This is a genomic window from Pectobacterium sp. PL64 (assembly GCF_022477975.1).
In the GTDB taxonomy this organism is placed as follows: Bacteria; Pseudomonadota; Gammaproteobacteria; order Enterobacterales; family Enterobacteriaceae; genus Pectobacterium; species Pectobacterium jejuense.
The window spans coordinates 2,738,927-2,759,777 of sequence record NZ_CP092070.1; the positions used below are offsets into that span (position 1 = coordinate 2,738,927).

General features: G+C 50.6%; 18 protein-coding genes and 3 pseudogenes. 11 read left to right on the forward strand and 10 right to left on the reverse strand.

The window, feature by feature from the left end:
- The first annotated feature begins 2 nt into the window (after positions 1 to 2).
- The 5 genes and pseudogenes from HP572_RS12330 (at position 3) to HP572_RS12350 (ending at position 5,484) form a co-directional block, all read left to right on the forward strand.
- Entirely contained in the window at positions 3 to 833 is an 831-nt protein-coding gene (locus HP572_RS12330) for an amino acid ABC transporter ATP-binding protein (RefSeq protein WP_240583337.1), read from the forward strand.
- A 27-nt stretch (positions 834 to 860) separates the two neighbouring features.
- A complete protein-coding gene (locus HP572_RS12335) occupies positions 861 to 1,778 on the forward strand; it encodes an aminotransferase class IV (protein WP_240583338.1) in 918 nt (305 codons plus the stop codon).
- 103 nt (positions 1,779 to 1,881) lie between these two features.
- Complete coding sequence (locus tag HP572_RS12340) at positions 1,882 to 3,936, forward strand: hypothetical protein (RefSeq protein WP_240583339.1); 2,055 nt, start codon at positions 1,882 to 1,884, stop codon at positions 3,934 to 3,936.
- Between the two features lie 455 nt (positions 3,937 to 4,391).
- Positions 4,392 to 4,839 (forward strand): annotated as a pseudogene (locus HP572_RS12345) (DUF3290 domain-containing protein).
- Positions 4,840 to 4,848: 9 nt separating this feature from the next.
- Positions 4,849 to 5,484 carry a DUF421 domain-containing protein gene (locus tag HP572_RS12350; protein WP_240583340.1) on the forward strand — a complete coding sequence of 212 codons (636 nt, stop codon included), beginning with the start codon at positions 4,849 to 4,851 and terminating at the stop codon, positions 5,482 to 5,484.
- 191 nt (positions 5,485 to 5,675) lie between these two features.
- Here HP572_RS12350 and HP572_RS12355 read toward each other — a convergent pair.
- The 3 genes and pseudogenes from HP572_RS12355 to HP572_RS12365 form a co-directional block, all read right to left on the reverse strand.
- A pseudogene (locus HP572_RS12355) lies at positions 5,676 to 5,995 on the reverse strand (helix-turn-helix domain-containing protein); the annotation flags it as partial.
- Positions 5,996 to 6,106: 111 nt separating this feature from the next.
- Positions 6,107 to 6,583: a nuclear transport factor 2 family protein gene (locus tag HP572_RS12360; RefSeq protein ID WP_240583341.1), complete on the reverse strand. Its 477-nt coding sequence runs from the start codon at positions 6,581 to 6,583 to the stop codon at positions 6,107 to 6,109.
- Between the two features lie 185 nt (positions 6,584 to 6,768).
- Positions 6,769 to 7,338 (reverse strand): TetR/AcrR family transcriptional regulator, encoded by a 570-nt coding sequence (locus tag HP572_RS12365; protein ID WP_240583342.1) that lies wholly within the window; start codon positions 7,336 to 7,338, stop codon positions 6,769 to 6,771.
- Between the two features lie 608 nt (positions 7,339 to 7,946).
- Between HP572_RS12365 and HP572_RS12370 the strand changes: the two genes are divergently transcribed.
- Both HP572_RS12370 and HP572_RS12375 read left to right on the forward strand, forming a co-directional pair.
- Entirely contained in the window at positions 7,947 to 8,813 is an 867-nt protein-coding gene (locus tag HP572_RS12370; protein WP_240583343.1) for an arylamine N-acetyltransferase, read from the forward strand.
- A 202-nt stretch (positions 8,814 to 9,015) separates the two neighbouring features.
- Positions 9,016 to 9,789: a nucleotidyltransferase domain-containing protein gene (locus HP572_RS12375; protein WP_240583344.1), complete on the forward strand. Its 774-nt coding sequence runs from the start codon at positions 9,016 to 9,018 to the stop codon at positions 9,787 to 9,789.
- A gap of 356 nt (positions 9,790 to 10,145) precedes the next feature.
- On the opposite strand, the gene map is transcribed toward HP572_RS12375, so the two are convergent.
- Positions 10,146 to 10,934 (reverse strand): type I methionyl aminopeptidase, encoded by a 789-nt coding sequence (map, locus tag HP572_RS12380; protein ID WP_240583345.1) that lies wholly within the window; start codon positions 10,932 to 10,934, stop codon positions 10,146 to 10,148.
- Positions 10,915 to 11,133: a ParD-like family protein gene (locus HP572_RS12385; protein ID WP_040038038.1), complete on the reverse strand. Its 219-nt coding sequence runs from the start codon at positions 11,131 to 11,133 to the stop codon at positions 10,915 to 10,917. The genes map and HP572_RS12385 overlap by 20 nt, the downstream gene beginning before the upstream one ends.
- Positions 11,134 to 11,370: 237 nt before the next feature.
- Here HP572_RS12385 and HP572_RS12390 point away from each other — a divergent pair, with 237 nt between their 5' ends.
- Entirely contained in the window at positions 11,371 to 11,535 is a 165-nt protein-coding gene (locus HP572_RS12390; protein ID WP_240476215.1) for a nucleotide-binding protein, read from the forward strand.
- Positions 11,536 to 11,694: 159 nt separating this feature from the next.
- Here HP572_RS12390 and HP572_RS12395 read toward each other — a convergent pair whose 3' ends face one another.
- The 5 genes and pseudogenes from HP572_RS12395 to HP572_RS12415 form a co-directional block, all read right to left on the reverse strand.
- Positions 11,695 to 13,920 carry a P-loop NTPase fold protein gene (locus tag HP572_RS12395; protein ID WP_240583346.1) on the reverse strand — a complete coding sequence of 742 codons (2,226 nt, stop codon included), beginning with the start codon at positions 13,918 to 13,920 and terminating at the stop codon, positions 11,695 to 11,697.
- A gap of 1 nt (position 13,921) precedes the next feature.
- Positions 13,922 to 14,429, reverse strand: a pseudogene (locus HP572_RS12400) (transcriptional regulator); the annotation flags it as partial.
- 289 nt (positions 14,430 to 14,718) lie between these two features.
- Entirely contained in the window at positions 14,719 to 15,612 is an 894-nt protein-coding gene (locus HP572_RS12405) for a dihydrodipicolinate synthase family protein (RefSeq protein ID WP_240583347.1), read from the reverse strand.
- 20 nt (positions 15,613 to 15,632) lie between these two features.
- On the reverse strand, positions 15,633 to 16,292 hold the full coding sequence (locus tag HP572_RS12410; RefSeq protein ID WP_240583348.1) for a B3/4 domain-containing protein: 660 nt from the start codon (positions 16,290 to 16,292) through the stop codon (positions 15,633 to 15,635).
- Positions 16,293 to 16,596: 304 nt separating this feature from the next.
- On the reverse strand, positions 16,597 to 17,685 hold the full coding sequence (locus tag HP572_RS12415; protein ID WP_205566263.1) for an NADH:flavin oxidoreductase/NADH oxidase: 1,089 nt from the start codon (positions 17,683 to 17,685) through the stop codon (positions 16,597 to 16,599).
- Positions 17,686 to 17,773: 88 nt separating this feature from the next.
- Between HP572_RS12415 and HP572_RS12420 the strand changes: the two genes are divergently transcribed.
- The 3 genes from HP572_RS12420 to HP572_RS12430 all read left to right on the forward strand — a co-directional run bounded on the left by HP572_RS12420 (position 17,774) and on the right by HP572_RS12430 (position 20,831).
- Positions 17,774 to 18,079, forward strand: a complete 306-nt coding sequence (locus tag HP572_RS12420; RefSeq protein WP_240583349.1) for a helix-turn-helix transcriptional regulator — start codon at positions 17,774 to 17,776, stop codon at positions 18,077 to 18,079.
- Positions 18,080 to 18,258: 179 nt separating this feature from the next.
- The gene (locus tag HP572_RS12425) at positions 18,259 to 19,806 is read left to right on the forward strand and encodes an FGGY-family carbohydrate kinase (protein ID WP_240583350.1); all 1,548 of its coding nucleotides are present in this window, start codon (positions 18,259 to 18,261) and stop codon (positions 19,804 to 19,806) included.
- On the forward strand, positions 19,803 to 20,831 hold the full coding sequence (locus HP572_RS12430; RefSeq protein WP_240583351.1) for a 2-hydroxyacid dehydrogenase: 1,029 nt from the start codon (positions 19,803 to 19,805) through the stop codon (positions 20,829 to 20,831). The genes HP572_RS12425 and HP572_RS12430 overlap by 4 nt, the downstream gene beginning before the upstream one ends.
- Positions 20,832 to 20,851: the final 20 nt, after the last annotated feature.

Consider the following 20,851-nt stretch of genomic DNA (forward strand, 5'->3'; position numbering starts at 1 on the left):
CTATGCGTGAAGCTATTAGTTTGAGTGAAAATAATACGTTGAGTGGAAATGAAGCTCTGAATGACGATATCGTCCTGCGCATTCGCGGACTCCAGAAACGCTTCGGTGCCGTTGAGGTATTGAAAGGGATCGATCTGGATGTACGGCGCGGCGAAAAAATTGCCATCATCGGCGGCAGCGGTTCGGGAAAAAGCACCCTGCTGCGCTGCCTGAATTTTATGGAGATCCCCAGCGCTGGCACCATCGAACTGGATGGCGTGGTACTGGGAAAAACCAATGCGCAAGGCCAGCGCGACTACCCAGAAAAGCAGTTGTGCGCCGTGCGGGAACGCGTAGGCATGGTGTTTCAGCAATTCAACCTATTTCCCCATATGACCGTGCTGGAGAATGTGCGTGAAGCGCTGCTGTCGGTGAAGAAAATGCCACGGCATGACGCGGATATCATCGCCAAAGCACAGTTGGAAAAGGTCGGGCTGGGCAACAAACAAGACGCGCGCCCCGGCAGCCTGTCCGGCGGTCAGCAGCAGCGGGTGGCGATTGCTCGGGCGCTGGCGATGTCGCCAGAAGTCATGCTGTTTGATGAACCCACATCATCACTGGATCCAGAACTGGTGGGCGAAGTGCTGCACACCATCCGTGCACTCGCGGAGGAAGGTCGCACCCTTCTGCTGGTCACCCATGAACTGGGGTTTGCCTATCACTTCGCCGATCGCGTCGTGTTTATCGAAAACGGCGTGATCCATGAAATGGGCAGCGCCGAACAGATACTCAAAAACCCGCAGCAGCCGCGTACCCAGGCCTTTCTTGCCCGCTTTGCCGAGCGATCCTTTTAACTCACATTCACATTCAGGAACAGCACGATGCAACCCACATTATCCAGCCAGAGCAGCCAGGCCTATTTGCAGGATCCGCGTAACAGCGACGTACAGGTGTATGTGAATGGAGAGTTTGTTCATCGCGACAACGCGGTGGTGTCGATTTTTGATTCCGGCTACGTGTGCGGCGACGGCGTATGGGAAGGCCTGCGTTTGGTTAACGGCCGCCTGATTGCGCTGGATGCCCATCTGGATCGTCTGTTCGACGGTGCCGCCGCGATCCAGTTGGATATCGGCCATAGCCGGGAAGCACTGACCGACATTCTCTATCAAACGCTCGCCATCAACGGTATGACCGATGGCGCGCATATTCGCCTGATGATTACCCGAGGGAAAAAGCATACGCCGAATCAGGATCCCCGCTTTATTATCGGCGGCGCAACGGTCGTGTGCGTGGCGGAGTATAAGATCGTCGATACGGCGGCGAAAAAACGCGGACTAACGCTGTTTACCTCGACCTATCGCACCAGTACGCCAGACGTCTTCGATCTGCGGCTGAATTCGCACAGTCGACTCAATCTTATTCAGGCGCTGCTACAGGCGTTGCAGGCCGGTGCCGATGAGGCGCTGATGCTGGATCCGCACGGCTTTGTCGCCAGCTGTAACTCCACCAACTTTTTTATCGTCCGCCGCGGTGAACTGTGGACGTCGTCGGGACGCTACTGCTTCAACGGCATTACCCGTCAGACCATTATCAACCTTGCAGAGGCCAACAGGCTGAAGGTTAAGACTCAAGATTTTACGCTAGCAGAAGCACTCACCGCCGATGAAGCCTTCGTCACCGGCACGCTGGCGGGCATCACCCCGGTAAAAGCGCTGGATGGTCGCCCGTTTAACCCCGAACACCGCCCGGTAACCGAACAGCTCAGCCGCTGGTATGAGGCGTATTTGTACGCGCAGTGATTGAGGCGCTACGTTCAACAACGAATTGATTCAACGAAATATTAACCGTCAGAAACATTTCATGTAACCTAAGCGCCACTTTTTCAAAAGAGCAGGTCAGGGAATGAAAGCCGTAAAGTTACTGTTTGGCATCCTACTACTGAATATGGTCATAGGGGTCAGCACGGCTATCGCCGCCCCGGACGACACCGCACACCCTTTTTACGCGGGTAAAACGCTGGCGCATCCGATTATTTCGGGCGCACGCGAAAGCAGCACCCTTCTGGTTTTCATTCAGGAAAACCAGGCGGTCAAAGGCTATTATTGCTTCTGTAGCGAAGAGGATCACAGTGTCGATCACCTTCCCCACCTGCTCGGTACCTTCCCCGATTCCACCATCGAATCCGTGTTTTATGCCGACGTAGACCAGGCTGGTCAAATCACGCTGGTGTTGAGTAAAAGCAAGGGCAAGTTCGCCCTGCGCGGTTGGCGTTACATTGAAGACGGCAGCTATATTCCGGTGCTAAGTTTACAGCCGGTTCTGGACAAGCTGGTTCGCGAGAATAAGGGTCTCAATTCAACGCTGGTGAAACGCACCCTCGGCAAGCTCCCTCCTTATGACTACAGCGCGCAGTACCCTAAGTTCGATAATCACGATTTCGATAACATCGACTTTACTCAGGGCAACGTTGTCGGCTGGTATCTTGACGATGGCACACCTTCTCATGCCGCGAAACAGCCAGCAGACAACGTCTACGCCTATAAAAAAACCTTCGCGGAAAAAGACGGTTTATTTCTCACCGTAACCTTCCGTCGCGTGGAAGACAGCACAACACCCGGATTTCGCGCGACAGCCATCAGTTGGCAAGCAGACCCGGCTAAATTCAGCGGCAGCGAGAATGGGCCTTATGTCTATTACTCGGCGCAATATGGCTTAGTAAAAGGTTTTTTCCTGCATGGCGTTCCTGACGGAAAATGGACTACCGTCGGCGAGAACTTCGCCAGTTCAGGTAGCTATATAGCGGGACAACAGCAAGGCCAGTGGACCATCAGCGATGGGCAAGAAACGGCAACGGGATTGATGAAAAACGATGAACGTGAAGGCCGCTGGGAGATCACCGACGGCATGGATGGCAATACGCCAGAGCTGGGTGGCTTCGATACCTACCTCAATGGCCAGCGTCATGGCCCAAGCGAGCGCCGTCTGGCGGGTGTGCTGCGCTCGAAGGGCGATTATGTTGATGACCAGCCTGAAGGCATGTGGATCACCGAAAACGGCGAGGGCCCGTTTGTGAAAGGCGTGGCTAACGGTATGTGGAAACTCAAGACGGCTGACGGCGAGATCCAGCAGGTCGAACTGATCGCTGGCGTAAAGCAGGGAGAACTGCGCTGGAGTGATGAGAAAGGCCATCTGACACAAATCATTCATTATAAAGATAATCTTCCCCACGGTTTGTACCAGAAGTTCAACGCTGCCGGAAAAATGGTTTATCAGGCTGACTATGTCATGGGCAGACTGGAGGGCCGTGAAATCGAATATTATGACGATGGCACCACTCTGCGCGCCGATCGCGGCTACCGCAATGGCGAACTCGACGGCCTGTATATCTATAATTTCCCTGACGGAAAACCGAAGTCCGTATCGACCTATGACCACGGTTATGAAGTCGGACTGATGCAGGAATTTACCGCCACTGGCGTCAAAATTACCGAGCGCAATTACTGCCCTCTGTCGATGAGCGGCCGCGGCTACTGCGGTAAACAGCAAACCTTCAACCCTGACGGCACTCCCCTCACCGAAGCCGATTATCTGTTCAACCGCCAGCAAACCAATAATACCTGGTATGCGAACGGTCAGCGTCAGGATGAAACGCGTATCGGCACCGATGACAGCTACACCCAAATCAGCTACTACCCTAACGGCCAGATGCAATGCATTAGTCGCGCGCAGGGTTTCAAACCGTTGGTGGTCGATGGTAAAGAGTACAAAGATTATCAGGGCGCGCTGCGCCAGGGCGAAAGCGCCTGTTATTACCCCGATGGCAAAGTCAAAAGCAGCGGAGTCTGGAAAGACGGCAGGCTGACCACAGGCTGTGAAACCCGTTTCGATGAGAACGGAAAACAGACCGCCCCCGGCCCTAAAGGCTGCGTGATTCCGAAATGGGAGTATGAACGCTGATATCCCACACAGGAGAAACGCTCAGGAATCGATGATTCTGCGCGGGTGTGCGGGTGATTCATATCCTTTCGAAAGTGGCATCGCATTGAGTGAGGTTATATGGAGGAAGTTACTTTCCATGACTCACTCAATGGGATAACGATAAGTCCCAACGTCTGCTCGGGGAGATTGAGTCGCCGGGGTTTATAGGCCGTTCAGAGGTATTATTCAGCGACTCTCCCCGGATTTAAGATCTCGTCGGGGTTGTCTGCTTTGAGCGAAGAGCAGAAGTTCTGAATGCTACTAACATTGAGATGCCTTGAGTCATAACAAGCAAGTTACTATAGTTGGCTTAAGGATAATGACAAATTTCAGCTGATAACTAATAATTAGCTGCTAAGTAACACCATAACGGATAATGGCAGTTTTTTACTATAATAAAAATGTGGTTTTGAGGGGTTAGGGATTAAACTTATATGAGATTTTATAGCATAGATTATTTACAAATGCAGTCTAATATCAATGATTATTTAAAATACATCGTTATATTTAGTACTTTATTTATCTTGATCGTTGTTTTTAGTCTGTATATGCGTCATCGCCTGAAAACTAAATATCGTGACTTAACAATCATATTTTTCTTGTTTTTGCTCTTCATTTCTGGTGTTCAGTATGCTGATTATACTGATAGTCAAAATATACATTCCCAATCCTCACAAATGGTTAATTTTGTTAGGCTCCTATCACAAAAAAAAGATGTGCAATGTAAATGCTATATTTTCCAGTTCCGTACAACTCTCTGATGGCATTATCGTTAAAATTAGTGATGTTTTTTATCGCGTCAATTTAAGCCCGGATCAAAAAACATACAATTTAGTAGAGGTTTCGTTAGTAAACCCAGAAATAGAAATCATAAAAAACTGAGGTGTGGAAATGATAATTTATTTACCTATCATTATAAAGTTGGGCCTGGGGATACTGTGTTTAATTGTTCAAATAAATCTTATGGGGAAAGGAAATCTGGCCCCCTCATCTGCAATGGACCAGGTTCAAAACTATGTACTGGGGGGAATTATAGGAGGCGTAATTTACAACGAATCTATAACAGTACTTCAATTTATTCTGGTCCTAATTATATGGACTCTTTTGGTCTTTGCTCTTAAGTTCTTGAAAGAAAACAATCGATTAGTTAAAAGAATAATTGATGGGAAACCGATTACTTTAGTACACAATGGCAGCATTAATGTTAAGGAGTGTTTACGTAACGGTGTTTCTGCAAATGACCTAATGTTCAAATTAAGAGCAAATGGTATTTATGAAATAGAACAACTAAAACGCGTCGTTCTCGAACAAAATGGGCAATTAACCATTATACAAAGTGGCGATGAAAATATACGCTACCCAATTATAGTGGACGGTTTGGCCAACCATGATCTGTTAGAAATCCTTAATAAAGACAATGAATGGTTAGAAAATGAAGTTACAAAGAAAGGCTTCAATAAAATAAGTGAAGTATATTTAGGCGAGTACTTATCGGGTAGGATTAATTTATACGGATATGAAAAATAACATCCAAAATTAACGCCCTTTTATCAGGAGGCAGCCATTTCAGGTGTACCTCTGCCTGAGAACACTGACATCAACGTCCGCATCTGGCACTTAGCTGTCGGGTAAAAGGACCGCTCCGTCAGTTAAGAGCAAAGGCAGACATCTGTGCCCACAGTGAGTGAATTTATTAAGTAGAAACACTCAAAGCCAGATTAGAACTCGCTTGGGGTTGTGCCCATCACTGAACGAAATGCGGCAGAAAACGCGGCAGGACAGGAAAAGCCGAGTTGGTAGGCGATCTGTTTAACAGATACACCATTAGATAGAAGATCTAATGGTGTATATATCCTGGCTCTCTGTTTCCACATTCTGAAGCTGAAACCTGTGTCTCGTAAAAATGGCGGGAAAAAGTACGTTCCGACATATTCGCAATATCCGCCATGTCAATTAAGGCCGCCTCCCACCGATGGCCGAGCATCAGTTCTCTTGCCGCACGAAATAAACGTTCATCACGCGGCATAGGGAGTTCCGCAGGCACGAATGGCATCATTAGTGCGAGAAATATATCGCTGTCATGTTTAGGTTGAGAAAAAGCCTCCGGCTGAGACAGTCGTCGGGGCTTATCGGAAGAAAATGTAGAACTTTACAGGCCCAGCTCCGACAGACCTGGGTGATCATCCGAACGACGACCCAGCGGCCAGTGGAACTTGCGTTCACTCTCTTTAATCGGCATGTCGTTTATACAGGCGAAGCGGCGGTGCATCAGGCCATCTGCTTCAAATTCCCAGTTTTCATTGCCATAAGAACGGAACCAGTTGCCCGAGTCATCATGCCATTCATAGGCGTACCGCACGGCGATGCGGTTGTCAGTAAACGCCCATAATTCTTTAATCAGACGATACTCAAGTTCTTTTTTCCACTTCCGCGTGAGGAAACCTTTGGCTTCTTCACGATTGGTTGCAAACTCGGCGCGATTACGCCATTTGGTGTCCAGCGTGTAGGCCAGCGATACTTTTTCGGCATCTCGGCTGTTCCAGCCATCTTCAGCGAGTCGAACCTTCTCAATCGCCGTTTCGCGAGTGAAAGGAGGAAGTGGCGGGCGAGTCTGTTTATCGGACATGGTAGAGCCTCCAGAAAATTTGGATATCCCCGTAATACTTCAAGCTGCATGTGCGTTGGCTGCGCTCACTCACCCGAATCACTTACCTGAGTAAGCTCATCGGGATTCACTCTCTTGCCGCCTTCCTGCAACTCGAATTATTTGGGGTATATATCAGTAGAACGAGGTTTTTTGAAACTCAGACCCTAGTGAGAGGCCTGCTTCAACAACAGTTGCGCCACTTCTCTTGCGCTATCGGCCGCGCTGTCATCGCCCATCACGTGTGACATGGTGATAGCGCCCTCCATCAGCATCAGCAACTGTTTGGCCAAGGCTGACGGTTGCTCGATGTTTAATTGCCCGGTGAGTTCCAGCGTGTAATCCAGCAATTTTTGTTTATGAAACTTTGCGATCTGGCGAACGGGATCGGCAGGGTCACCCACTTCTCCAGCCGTGTTAATAAAGGCACAACCACGGAAGCCATCTGACTCAAACCAGCCTTTGAGTACAGTGAACATATTCAGGATGCGCTCCTCAGGGGTAGTGCCTTTATCACATTCAGTTCTGAACCAGTGCATCCAGCGTTCATCACGTGCATTCAACGCGGCGGCTGCCACGTCATCCTTGGTCGCGAAATAGCGATAAATACTTTTCCTTGCTACGCCAGAGGTCTTGACCAGAAGGTCCATGCCTGTGGCATGAATGCCGTTCTGATAGATAAGTTGCTCAGCGGTCGCCAGGATTTTTTCTCGGGTATCGTTCGGCTTTTTGTTCATGAATTAATGGTAGAACGATCGTTCTACCTAGTCAAGCGTCAGCCTGAAAACATTTTTCAGAAAGTGAAGAAGCGAAGCCCGTGCGGGAGAGCACCTTGCCCCTCTAAATAGATAGGCAGTGACATGAGAACGTCTGCGTCTGGCACAGCTATCACTGGAAGGAGAAAATATCTATTACATAAAGGTGATGTCAGCCCCTCTCAAATATGAAAACACCACTTCCATTTTAGGCTCTACACCAGGCCATAACAGGAAGTTAGAATATAACCACTTTCAATAAATAACGGACTTATTGTTATTTAAATAACATAAATACAATAAGTTACCCTTGTTCGTGGCGTTAGTATCCTTTTGAAAACCCACGCAGGATCTTTTCAAATTCATTACCAAATGTGAAAGGATTTACGTTGTGATTGTTGTACCAACTGATAGTGACGCGAAATTTAATGAAGAGTCACAACATTTCGCTCAAGCACCAGTCCGGAAGGCTTTGCACAATAAATCCTGCAAGCATGGCAGGCGCTGGCGCAGCTTCCCCTGGAACTGACGGTTTATCCGAGCCAGCTGACTCGCAAGCACTTTTGGTCTGAACAGGAAATTTATCTAAAATGAATCAATTAGTAGCAGCTTACCTGAATCGCCTTGGCCTTGATGCCGAGACACCCTCCCTACAGGCACTGACCCGAATTCATCGAGCTCACGTTGAACGGATACCTTACGAAACCTTCTGGATCCACCTCAAAGAGGGATGGGGGATTGATCCACTTGAAAGTTTCAGAAGAGCAGCGACCACGCGGCGAGGCGGTTATTGTTTTCAGTTGAATGGCGGCTTATACACATTGCTCACTCAGCTTGGTTATCGTGTGAGTCTCAACCCTGCCAATGTCCATGGTGTTGAAGGCCCTGAACGGATTAAGCTGGAAAATCATGTCGCCATTATCGCTGAGGGGATGCCGTGCGAAAGCAATCCCAATGGCCGATGGTGGGTTGATATCGGCCTCGGCGACGCGCTGCATGAACAAATGCCGCTTATAAATGCAACCGTCCACCAAGGATTAATGAAGTTTGGAATGGAGGCCGTTGGCGAGGATGGTGTGGGTGACTGGCATCTCACTGCCGATCCATCTTGCTGGATTGCAGGTGTAAGTATGGCTGATGAGCCTACTGATATGGGGAATTTATCAGACCGCCATCACTTTAATGTGTTTTCGCCAGAGTCTGGTTATGCCAAAGTTGTCACTGCGCAACTTCGACAGCCTAACGGTAAAACGGTAATGCGGGGTTGTGTTCTTACCAAAACTGACGGCAACGTCGTGACCACGCATACTTCCGCGTCTCTGCCGGAATGGCTGGACGTGCTGAGGGAAGAATTTGGCCTGACTTTTGACCATGTTTCCGATGAATCACTCAAAACATTGTGGTCCAGAGTACAGAAGATCCATGAGGAATGGCTTCAGTCCCGTGATAAGGGGTAAAGCCGTAATCTGTTCGTTGATCCTGATACTTTAGCACCCTAAATCGGTATTGCATCTGGCGGAAAGCTGAGTGCTAAGAAATTGGTGTATGCCACCTGTGAGCGAGGAGCGGACAAAAGAGATACCATTGCTCGACTATGATGATCTCAAATCCCGGTTGTTTGTTGCCCAAGGTCCATAACGTCATTAAAAGGGAGAAAGAATGGCAGTTGATCACAACGGCTACATTACCTTGCCAAAACTTAATGAATTGCAACCCGAGTTCGCACGTGTAGTTGCACACGTAGTGACAACGCTAAACCAATACTTTCCTGAGCTGATACATAGCCTTTATGTATATGGCAGCGTTGCTGAAGGCCGGGCAAAGATGGGGAAGTCCGATCTCGATATGACCGTCATATTCAACGATGAGTCCTGCCAGATCGCTACAACGCAACTTACAGCGGTTCAGTGTGGACTGGAACAGGACCATTCTGTTGTCAGTAAAATTGATTTTGATTGTGGCCTGCTACAGCAGGTATTGCACCCAGATAATAAATTCAGTTGGGGATACTGGCTCAAACATCATTGTGTCTGCGTCTACGGAGAGGATCTGAGCGGCCGATTTCATCCCTTTAAACCGTCAAAAGAAATCGCAGTAGCAGTGAATGGTGACTTCCTGCTGGTCTTGGAAAAATTAATCGCACAAATGCAGTCATCTTCTGACGAAAATAAAAAATTACTGCTACAACGAGCAGCTGCACGAAAAGCAATCAGAGCAACCAGTATTCTTCGCAATGAACATGATAAAGACTGGCCTGAAACACTAGAAGAGCACCGCCTTAAGCTCAGTGCCCGATATCCAGCTAAAGCTGAGGTTATGGATTACTTACTGGCAACAAGTTATGAGCCCCGAGGAGACATCGCTGATTTCCAAAAACGGATCATGGCTTTTGCTAACTGGCTTAACACAGAGTTTCATTACCAAAGGAAGTGACCAGTTATGATTTTCGGGCATTAACAAGGTCCGCTCCGTCAGTTAAGAGCGAAAATCGGAACTAAAGGTTAGTTTCAATAGAGAGTTTTGCTGATTCAACGGTGGTAAACTAAAACCAGAGCGTATAACTAAATCGTAGGTGCCAACGATGATTTTAATTTATCAATAACAATGTTGACCTGGAGGGGAAGGTAGCGTGGCATGACGGCATCAATCCCTCTCCCGACGATAGATTAGACATGACGGTTCAGATGCTCATAAGCAGCCCCTAAAGAAAACGCTGACTGCGTGCCCTGCCGGGGCAGGCGCACAATCATCTACTGATTTACTCTGTTTTTTCTACTGAGAGATGAGGCTTAAACGATGTGGTCCGGAATGATTTCGTCTTTACGCAGCGTTAATACTTCAAAACCGTTAGCAGTCACAGCTATGGTGTGTTCCCACTGAGCCGAGAGTTTTTTATCCCGGGTCACCACTGTCCAACCGTCTTTTTTGGTTTTTATTTTTCTATCGCCCTGATTTACCATCGGTTCGATGGTAAAAACCATCCCTTCCTGCAACACTTCTCCCGTACCGGGTTTTCCGTAGTGCAGTACCGCCGGTTCCTCATGCATTTCTTTGCCGATACCGTGCCCGCAATACTCCCTGACAACGTTATAGCCGTTACTTTCAACATGCGTCTGAATGGCATGTCCGATGTCTCCCAGTCTTGCTCCTGGTTTTACCGCTTTAATGCCCAGCCACATGGCTTCCCAGGTTTTTTTTACCAACCGACGAGCCAGCGGAGAGACGTCACCGATCAGATACATTTTACTGGAGTCAGCAATCAGGCCGTCTTTCTCCAGAGTGATGTCTACATTAACGATAGCGCCGGATTTCAGATATTCGTTAGCCTTCGGGATCCCGTGACAAACAACGTCATTCACCGAGGTATTCAGCACGTAAGGGTAATCATATTGTCCTTTGCTGGCAGGGCGAGACTGCAACTGATCGACAATAAATGCTTCTACCCGATTATTGATTTCTAAGGTGCTGACACCCGGAACAACAAACGAGTCCAACATCTCAAATACGGAAGCTAGCAATGCACCTGCATGACGCTGGCGGGCAAGTTCATCTGCGGTTTTAATTGGAATTGATGGCATTGATCACCTCCATTAAACGATCAGAGCCTGATTTCAGCATCATCATTTTGATTTGCTGGTAGTTCAGTTCCGGGTAAAGCTCGCTCATCATACCGATGCGGATCCAATATTCAGCTTGTGCGTTCACTGAACGTGACATGGCTTTACTGGCATCACGGACATCTTCATGCAACAAATCCGAAATTTTAACAATACCCATAAACATACACTTCGTTACATTACATATATAAATCATATGTTGTTTACAAGCAGATGTCATGAAGATTTTTGTCGTTATGCTCAATGTCTGCATCTGGCACAGGGCTGCCAAGCTCACTGAGCTGAAGGTCCGCTGTGAGCGAAGAGTGGAAGTTAGTGCTAACGGTGATTCCTCGGCATCTGAAAGTACTCGACTGCGTGCACGTCTGAATGTCCTGTATGAGCAGGGATATTTCGCGTGGAAGTACTGGTACTCAAGAAGGGCGAGCACGAAAGACGTTCAGATCTTGCTGGCGTACTGTATACCGAGCTTGATGAACATGGCGGCTGGAAACGCAAATTGTTGGGCAAACAGGAATATGCTGAGATCCCATTTGATAAAGAAAAAGCTCTTAGTGCCTGAAAATAGATGTAAGGCCGCTAAGCGGCCTCTACACTGAGTTAGTCATTATTGCCCGTAGATCGGGATACGCTCCAGATCAGGAACATATTTTACAACTGAAAAACAAGAATCTGCACTCAGGTAACTGAATAGGGCTTAAATATCAGCATGTCAGAGGCATCAGAATGACTTACTGAGGGCGATGGCGGCCCTAACGTCTTTTACTTGATCTGGAAAATTATCCTCGGACTCAATACGCTCTAGCCTTTCTAGGAGCATATCCTCACCTCCAAACAGGTGAGCTATCTCCCTTATTTTTAGTATCAGATAGTGCCCGGTTGCACTGGAAATAATATGAGAGCGCAGGTTCAGTAACAACATCAGAAACGCTTTATCACTGTCACTATGTTGAGTAATCCATGAAATAACGGATTCTGGGCCTGCAATATCCTGCCAGGCCCAGACAAAGCCCCCCAGTTCACCATCCTGCTCAAGCAGTGATTTCAGTTCACCCTTGTTTAGGCGTTCGCAGAAATGATGACGAATACAGTTCAGTTCTTCATCGTTCAGGACGCGCTCTTGCTCTGGCTCTGCCCTGTCGCCGGCCAACCCGTTCTGCCATAACAAATCGCGGATATAATTCGCAATCCAGACCCAAGCGGTTCCTGTCATCGTCACTGAAAGCAGGGTTTCTATCGCTTTCGTCCGGTCATTATCCAACATCCTTTTCAGAAGACGATCAACCACGCTGTTTACATCAAGATCATACCGGGAAAACCAGTGATTTCTCTGCCTGTAACGTGCATATATCTCATCGCCGGCATTAAAGAAGAATGTCAGCAAACCATGACACTCTGCGGCTGTACGTTCGTTTATCATCGGCCATGTCAGCTGACTCAGAATATGTTCAAACCAAGTACGTGAGGACACACCATTGCTGTTGATCCTAGCTAAGAGTTCTCTGGCCATCGCCTGATGTTCTTCAGGATTACTGCTTATACGGAACAGCTCATCAAAATACGCTGGTGGCAGTACGTTCTGAGGCGAAGAAAATGCAAAGTAATAACGCCAGTATGCCGTGCTACCGAGACGGCGATTTGCTGTCATCATCGCTTTATCTTCATCACTTGTCTGAGCAAATAACTTCTGTATATTAGCCTGGTACCCTGAAATTCCCGGCACCCAGTGTTTCAGGGAGGTTACAGATTTTGCTTCTGAAGATCGAAAATGGGACAGACACCCAACTAAATTTTGGGTCAGCAATTTTTGTTCTTCTTCACTTACACTGCCGTCACCAGATTCCACGATTGCCCGCCCTGTAAGATATTCTTCTGTCCAGTCATACAATCCGGGATTGGTGATGCGGATCAATTGCAGAAAGCTCAAATCTGGTAAATAGACGTAATCACGTATTCCGCTGTATCTGAACCGCAGATTATTCAGGGACAGATGTACTTCACGGGGTGTTTGCAGTGCAGCACCGTAGATATTTGTCACGCGGTTCAAGTCATTTATAAATTCTTCGCTCGGAAACTCGCCGTTAACAGTTTCGTACAACCCGACAACTCCCGAAAAAAATTCACGCCGCAGGTCGAAAGATTCCGGCCTCGGTAGACTGAACGAAATTTGCACAATTTTCTGCAGGTAAAGTTCCCCATCCTCCACGCCTAGACCTTTTTTGATGGCCAGAGCAAGCACGGATTTGTCATAACAGAGTATGTAGCGGAAGCGGGGAAAATCAGCGACGGATTTGACCAAGCGGACAACCTCCACTGCCTGTGCTGGCTCCAGTCTGTCCAGATCATCAAGAAGAATAATAAAGCTCAAATCCATTCCGACAATCTTTTCTGCAATTTCAGTACGCATCTCCGTAGCAGTTTTTTCTTTTTCTTTTAACCATTGAGACTCTGACAGCGCATCCAGCGCGCCGCTGGCATCAGGTACTCCTGGGATCATTGCTGCAGTCTGAGCTAGGGGAGCCAGATGGCGGGCAGTCGCTCTTGTATATTCCATCAGGGTCCGAGCTGTCCGGGTAAGTACTTTTTTCTTTTCGAGGTTTTCCCGCTCTTCAGGCGAAAGAAGGCGTTCTTCCTCAGCAGCAATAATACCTGCTACAGGTATCAGTAGCGATTCCACTAGACTGGTTCCGCTGCCGTCAAGCCAGGGGGATATACTCAGAACAAAGGTGTTGTCCTCTTTCTGTTTATCCAGTTCCGTGTGCAATAGGTTAAGCAGACTCGTTTTTCCCGAACCCCATACTCCCTCAATGCCGATAACGGCGCTTCCTTCGCGACCGATAGCCTGTATAGACTGTGCCAACTGTGCAGCGACATAGCGAAAACCATAGCGATCCTGTTCCGGACGGGTGACAGACTGATCCAGTCTCATTACATCGATATCAGACATTTCACAAATCTCCATATATGCAGTGCAATCCGGTCAGGGCCTCCGCCAGTGTGCCTTCAGCGCACCCCGCAGTGAATTCACGGATCAGCGTCTCAAACGCCTCTGCCGACAAAAAATTTTGCCCTCCATCAATACCGAAGAATCCCTCTGGCATGACGTGTATGGGCGGGGAAAGCATCATGTGCTTACAGCGTGAACAGGCCCAGCAGTTCGGAGAATGCTTCCCAGCTGTACGGTACCACGAAGTCATGCCCGGTGATCAGCAGATGCGGATGCGGGGTATTGTACCCGGCGTCCGGACACTCACCGGAGGCCTAGCCCTCGATGCGGATATCGAGGCGCTGCATGCCAGCCTGAATGGTTTCTGCCACGGACGGAATCACCGGGCTCAGCTCCTTTGCGAGTGCGGTGGCCTTTTATCCGGTCCAGTCCAATCCCCGCAGAACCAGCGGAAAAATTGCCTTCAACCGTGTCAGGGTGAAAATTTCTGCCAGTTGGCTGTCAGACACAACTGTTCGACAATGCATGGTTATCTCATCAAAAGTCATGAGGGAAATCCTGGGCACTAATTTTATTTCAGAGATCAGTCAACACCGATTGAAACACCGTGTCTGGCTTCGCTCTTTAAAACAATGTCCGCTCCTAGCACGAAACTGCCTGCTACTGCCCTATCAGGCAGTAATGAGCGCGCTAAGTGACGATGGTTATCGACTCAGGGGCGGGTTAATCCCTCAGAATATCAGGCTGAGATAGCGCTAATAGCAGAAGGACCAGCAGGCTGCCGGTCCTGTGGGTGGGTTACTTCAGTTCCAGCGCGGTTATCACACGAGCAATATCCGCGATATCACCCGCAGATAACGGCTGCAGAGGTCGAGGCAAACAATCAGTATCGGTAAGCCCAAGCACGCCTGCGGCAGCGGCGATAACCCGGATGCTTCCGCCATGTTTACGGAACAGCGCCCACAACGGTTCCAGCCGGGCAGTCAGTGCCGTGACGCGGGCATGATCCTGTGCTGCTGCTGCCTCCGTGATCTGTTTTGCTGTTTCCGGGAACAGACCGCCGCACACGGAGTACCAGACCTCACAGCCTGCATTTAATCCCAGTCCGGCATAAGCATCGCCACTGATACCGATTGTCACTCCCGGGCGAAGATGTCTGCGTAGCGCACTCACCCGCTCAGTGGCCGATGCTGGGCTGTCAGGGACGCCCGGGATCTTAACCGAACGAACCCCCTCCAGGGATGACAGGAGACCGTGTAGTTCATCCGTAAAGGTAAAATGTGTGGTGCCCGGATTATCATAGACACAAACTGGGACAGACGCGTGCCGGGTCACCGTCTCAAAAAGTGCGAAGACCTCTTCATCACGGAGTGACTGGTAGCTGACCGCCGGGAGCAACAGGGCATCCGCGCCTGCTGCCTGTGCATCATCTGCCAGATGCAGGATGGCATCAGTACTGACCGCCCCCACACACACCATCACAGGGATATCTCCAGCAAGCTGTTTTGCCAGAGTAGCAATGCGATTGCGCTGCTCCCGGGTCAGATACGCATAGCTTCCGGTTGAACCCAGAATGCCCATAGAATCAACACGGGCCGCCGTCAGGCGGGCCAGAATCTTACTGAATCCCTGTTCGTCGACGCCACTGGCGGTGATCGGGGTTAACGGGAAAGCAGACAAGCCGGTGAACATTGTGTTTCTCCTGAATAATATTACTGGCATTGCTCTTCGATGAGAGCCACATCAAACCACAGACCCGGCATCATTTTTTCAAGGCCGTCGGTCAGCATCTTCCCGGCTTCGTGAAGCTTCTCCAGCGGCATCTGCGGCAGGCTTTCCAGAATGAACCACATTTGCTGAGCTTCCACGTCTAAGCGGGTTCTGATCCCCTGTCGCCAGTTCCAGCGGCGGCAGGTCACGCCGGCATTATCACACCAGATAACCTCACCTTGTGAAGGATATTCAACTGCAGTTTCACCTTCTTTTACGGTGTCAAAGGGTTCAGTGCCTTTTGCCACAACCAAACGTGGTGATCCCTGATAGGCAGCGATATTTTCTCCTCCAACCGGGACGGCATATTGCAGGCTGACGGCATTATAAAGATCCACGACCGGATCGAGAGCCGGCATGATGCCGTCGCGAAGCACGCGCTTACGCAACGCATCGGCTGAGCAAGGAGTACGTTTTGGCTTGGCACCAAATCCCTGAAACGCTTCTGCCCATGCAGCGAGATGCGCCTCAGCCCAGTCGGGGGTACCTGCCAGCACAGCAGCACAGGCTTCTTTCAGAGCCGTTTCCCCAACATGAGGATTGCATACAGCCGCAGCCTGCACGGTGACAACAGACCCTTCGCTTTTCCAGATTGCTGCCATACGTGATTATCTTTCGTAATGTCACGCCTCAGGCGGATAATGCGGGTAATGGACATCGGCCTGCTCAGCGACATTAATTTGGGCCGTTATCATCAATGTCTGCTTCTGGCAAAAGTAGTCTGTCGGATTAGGAATGATTCAGAGAAATGAAAGCGGATATGGGCGCCAGCGATTAGGCGCCCTCAGTCGGGTGTGGTATCAGTGCTACAGAAAAATGGCTCTGTTTATCACCACGAAACCCGACTATTTCTTATATTGGAATGCGTATAGCTGCCACAGAGATATTGATCCGCAATGACAGGGATTAATAGCGCTCCAGCCAGTGAGCGTAAGGCGCGGGCAGCGTCCATGAAGCGCGTTCAACGCCCAGTTCGCGGGCGGCCTGATAGCTCCAGTGCGGGTTCGCCAGATGCGCTTTACCCACCATAACCAGATCCAACTGACCCGATGCCACAGCCTGTTCAGCCAGTTCCGGCGTGCCGAAACCCCAGGCGGAAGAGACAGGAAGATCGGCCTGCTCGCGTACCTGTTTAGCAATCGGCCCCATAAAAGCGGGTGCCCACGGAACATTCGCTGCCGGAGTAGAAAAACCGATGCTGACGCTCAGCATATCCAGCCCTGCGGCTTTAAAGCGACGCGTCAGCTCAATGGATTCCTGCAAGGTCTCTTCATCACGACCGTCAAATTCAATCACGCCGAAACGGGCCGTCAGCGGCAGGTGTTGCGGCCACACGTCACGAACGGCAGCCAGTGTTTCCAGCAGAAAACGACTGCGGTTATCAAAACTGCCACCGTACTGGTCGTTACGCTTGTTGGAGTGAACAGAGAAGAAACTCTGTGCCAGATAGCCGTGAGCAAAATGCAGCTCCAGCCATTCAAACCCGGCTTCCAGCGCACGACGAGCCGCAGCAACAAAATCATCACGAACGCGAGCGATATCTTCAAGCGTCATTTCCTGCGGTTGCTTTGACAGATTAGCACCGAAAGCTTCTGCGGAAGGGGCAATAGTCTGCCAGCCGCGTGAGTCGCCAGCGGGGATATGGTCGTCGCCTTCCCAGGGAATATTGGCGCTGGCTTTGCGTCCAGCGTGTGCAATCTGAATTCCCGGCACGGACCCTGCGTCCTTAATGGATTTAGCGACCTTGGCAAACGCCTGCGCCTGCTCATCGTTCCAGATACCCGCGCAGTGCGGCGTGATGCGACCTTCGGGCGCGACCGCCGTCGCTTCCACGATAACCAACCCGGCACCACCGCGCGCCAAAGAAGCATAATGTACCTGATGCCACTCGTTGATCAGGCCATCATTCGCGGAATAGGTACACATCGGTGGAACGGCGATGCGGTTGCGTAACGTAATGTCTTTCAGTTTGAAGGGTTGAAACAGTGCGGACATAATATTTTCCTACCTTGTCAGGTTACTTCGATATTTCGATATTATTCGAATAATAGATTTTAGACAACCCTGACGCTATAATTCGCCCATGAGACCTTTTAAGCACCCTACCCCCGATGAGTTTACGCTTGAGCGCGTCCTGTACGCGCTGAGCGATCCCCTGCGCATGGAAATCGTCCGCCATCTGGCTATGCAGGGCGAAGCAACATGCAGCGAGCTTGACGGCGGTCGCCCGAAATCCAGCGTGTCACACCATTTTCGCGTCTTGCGTGACTCGGGTCTGCTGCATACCACTAACATCGGCACTACGCACATCAACCGACTGCGCCGCAGCGACATGCAACAGCGCTTCCCCGGCCTGCTCGACGCCATTCTGTCTCAATCCGCCGAGTAAAATAATCCCGTCAATGGCGGCTTTCCGCCGTTGCATACTGATTGCACATTCCCCTCCATTCCGCATGCTCCGCTATTCCAATATTGCTGCTTTGCTTTGCATTTCTATGAATATAGCGGCCGCCATTTTTCCATTACTCTGATGCTGATACGGGTTTTACGAGGCAGGGTCAGAACAGGATGGACTACTACATTGGCATAGATATCGGGACCTCAAAGGTCAAATCGGTGCTATTCGATGCCGATTTAAATGAGCTGCTGATTGCGTCAGCCAACACCGTGACCTACTCTCCGCAGCCCGGTTACGCCGAGCAAGATATGTCTCAGGTGTGGGACGCCGTGATCTCTACCCTGAAAACGTTGGCCGTCTCGCCACCGCTACAACAGGGTCACGTACGCGCCATCGGGCTGGCTGGACAGGGTGAAGGCGTCTGGTTGAGCGATCGCCACGGGCAACCGGTACGACAGGCTATCCTCTGGAGTGATACCCGCACGGCGGAACAGGTTCATCAGCTTAAACAGCGCCCGAATCTGGAAGCGACGCTCTTTCCCGAAACCGGTTCTCCCCTGCTCCCTTGTAACAGCGCGCAGCAGTTACGCTGGCTGGCACAGCATCAGCCGGATGCGCTAAACGATGCCGATTACTTCTTTTTTGCCAAAGACTGGATTCGTTTTCGACTGACAGGACAGGCGAATCTGGAACTGACGGATGCCGGTACATCGCTGCTGGATCTGCATAGCGAGACGCTGTCAAAAACCGTACTGGATAAGCTGGACTTACACACCATCAGACCGCTTTTTCCGCCGCTGCTTTATCCCGATGACATCGCTGGCACGCTCAGCGACACCGTCGCCGCACAAACAGGTCTGCCAGCAGGTATCCCCGTCTGTGCAGGCGCATTGGATGTGTCTGCCGCCGCGCTGGGTATCGGCGCTATTCACGACGGCGACATTTTCACCATTCTCGGCACCACCTGTTGCACCGGCATTGTGTGCCGCGGTTTAACGCAGGTGAGCCTGCAAACCCGATTTGTCGCCCACGCCTGGCCGGGCCACTATCTCAACCTGTTCGCGATGCAGTCCGGTACGCCGAATATTGACTGGGCGTTGAGCACGCTGGCTGACGACGCCGATTTTCAGACGATCAACACACGCATTGCCCGCGTGCCACCCGGCAGCGGCGGCGTATTCTATCAGCCTTATCTCAATGGCGAGCGCGCGCCGTTTTACAGCACCTCAGCACGAGCAGGATTTTTTGGTATCGAGCAGTCCACGACTAATGCACATTTACTGCGCGCGGTCTTTGAAGGGCTCGCGTATGCGATTACCGATTCGCTCAGCGGCTACCCTGCCCACGGCGATCTCTACATTGCCGGTGGCGGTGCCGCCTCAGCGATTTGGCTGCAAATCATCGCGGACTGCACCGGACGACGGGTGATCGCCAGTTCGGTCAAAGAGCTGAGCGCATGCGGTGCCGCGCGCCTTGCTGCTCTGTCCATCGGAGAAAGCGCCAACATGGTTCCTTCCACCAATGCACAGGCGTCAACATTTCTCCCTGATACCGATGCCCATCGGCAGTATCAGACACTGTTTCCGGTTTTTCGCCAACTGCGCGACCAACTACAGCCGCTCTGGCAGGCACGGGCTCAGGCGCTTAATGCACTCGACAATCACAACGCGACGCGTTCGCACACGGTTACCAGCTCACAGGAAAGTCTTGCCTCATGAAGATCGTATTTACCGCCGAATATGGCGGCAGCCTTGATGCCTTTCAGGCGTTAGGAGAACTGGTTGTGGACGGATGGGCTATCGGCCAGCCCAAACTGAGCGAAGCGGCGCTGATTCAGTTGGCGGAGGACGCCGACGTCATCATCACCAGTTATGACAATATTACCGCACGCGTCATTGAGGCTTGTCCTCAGTTGCGGCTCATTGCCTGTACCCGCGCCAACCCGGTCAACATCGATATCGAGGCTGCACGTCGTCGGGGCATTCCGGTGCTTTACACGCCCGGACGCAATGCCGATGCCGCCGCAGAATTAACGCTGGCGCTGATGCTAAATGCCACACGCCACATCCCTCAGGCTCATAGCGCGCTGAAACGTGGGGAGTTCACGCGCGAAACCCACAGCGCGACACAGACGCAAGACGGGCTACGGCAAGATGTGGTGTGGGACGTAGACAAAGACAGCCCGTATGAAGTTTTCAAAGGCGGCGAACTGCGTAATAAGACGCTCGGCATCATCGGCTATGGCAGTATCGGTCATCGGGTCGGGAAGCTGGCACGCGCCTTTGGGATGCAGTTGCTGATTGCGGATCCGTATGTCGCAGCCGAAGAGATCGACGAGCCGGGCATTCGCAAAACCACGCTGGACGAGCTGTTTTCGCAGTCCGATTTCGTCAGCCTGCATCTGAACAGCACGCCGCAGACCAAAGGGCTGGTCAACCTCGACAGGCTCAGAACCATGCGTCCCACAGCCTATCTGATCAACACCTCGCGCGCAGCCGTTGTTGTCGAATCTGATCTGATCGCGGCGCTACGCGAAAAGTGGCTGGCGGGTGCCGCACTTGACGTTTACGACAGCGAACCGCTCTGGCGTCATCACCCGTTCATTACCGAGTTTGATAACGTGATACTCACGCCGCACATTGCTGGCGCGACGCGGGAGACGTTGGTAAAACACGCCGCGATGATCGCCGCCGACCTGCAACGCTTCATTCACGGTGAACCGCTGCTTTACCAATGGAAATAGATGCGGCACCGATCTAGTCG

What these genes read in the sequence shown, in the direction of transcription:
- HP572_RS12350 (WP_240583340.1), top strand. Translation starts at nt 4,849, where the DNA reads ATGATAATTTATTTACCTATCATTATAAAGTTGGGCCTGGGGATACTG.
- HP572_RS12430 (WP_240583351.1), top strand. Translation starts at nt 19,803, where the DNA reads ATGAAGATCGTATTTACCGCCGAATATGGCGGCAGCCTTGATGCCTTT.
- HP572_RS12330 (WP_240583337.1), top strand. Translation starts at nt 3, where the DNA reads ATGCGTGAAGCTATTAGTTTGAGTGAAAATAATACGTTGAGTGGAAAT.
- HP572_RS12415 (WP_205566263.1), bottom strand. Translation starts at nt 17,685, where the DNA reads ATGTCCGCACTGTTTCAACCCTTCAAACTGAAAGACATTACGTTACGC.
- HP572_RS12365 (WP_240583342.1), bottom strand. Translation starts at nt 7,338, where the DNA reads ATGAACAAAAAGCCGAACGATACCCGAGAAAAAATCCTGGCGACCGCT.
- HP572_RS12370 (WP_240583343.1), top strand. Translation starts at nt 7,947, where the DNA reads ATGAATCAATTAGTAGCAGCTTACCTGAATCGCCTTGGCCTTGATGCC.
- HP572_RS12335 (WP_240583338.1), top strand. Translation starts at nt 861, where the DNA reads ATGCAACCCACATTATCCAGCCAGAGCAGCCAGGCCTATTTGCAGGAT.
- HP572_RS12405 (WP_240583347.1), bottom strand. Translation starts at nt 15,612, where the DNA reads ATGTTCACCGGCTTGTCTGCTTTCCCGTTAACCCCGATCACCGCCAGT.
- HP572_RS12395 (WP_240583346.1), bottom strand. Translation starts at nt 13,920, where the DNA reads ATGTCTGATATCGATGTAATGAGACTGGATCAGTCTGTCACCCGTCCG.
- HP572_RS12340 (WP_240583339.1), top strand. Translation starts at nt 1,882, where the DNA reads ATGAAAGCCGTAAAGTTACTGTTTGGCATCCTACTACTGAATATGGTC.
- HP572_RS12385 (WP_040038038.1), bottom strand. Translation starts at nt 11,133, where the DNA reads ATGGGTATTGTTAAAATTTCGGATTTGTTGCATGAAGATGTCCGTGAT.
- HP572_RS12420 (WP_240583349.1), top strand. Translation starts at nt 17,774, where the DNA reads ATGAGACCTTTTAAGCACCCTACCCCCGATGAGTTTACGCTTGAGCGC.
- map (WP_240583345.1), bottom strand. Translation starts at nt 10,934, where the DNA reads ATGCCATCAATTCCAATTAAAACCGCAGATGAACTTGCCCGCCAGCGT.
- HP572_RS12360 (WP_240583341.1), bottom strand. Translation starts at nt 6,583, where the DNA reads ATGTCCGATAAACAGACTCGCCCGCCACTTCCTCCTTTCACTCGCGAA.
- HP572_RS12410 (WP_240583348.1), bottom strand. Translation starts at nt 16,292, where the DNA reads ATGGCAGCAATCTGGAAAAGCGAAGGGTCTGTTGTCACCGTGCAGGCT.
- HP572_RS12425 (WP_240583350.1), top strand. Translation starts at nt 18,259, where the DNA reads ATGGACTACTACATTGGCATAGATATCGGGACCTCAAAGGTCAAATCG.
- HP572_RS12375 (WP_240583344.1), top strand. Translation starts at nt 9,016, where the DNA reads ATGGCAGTTGATCACAACGGCTACATTACCTTGCCAAAACTTAATGAA.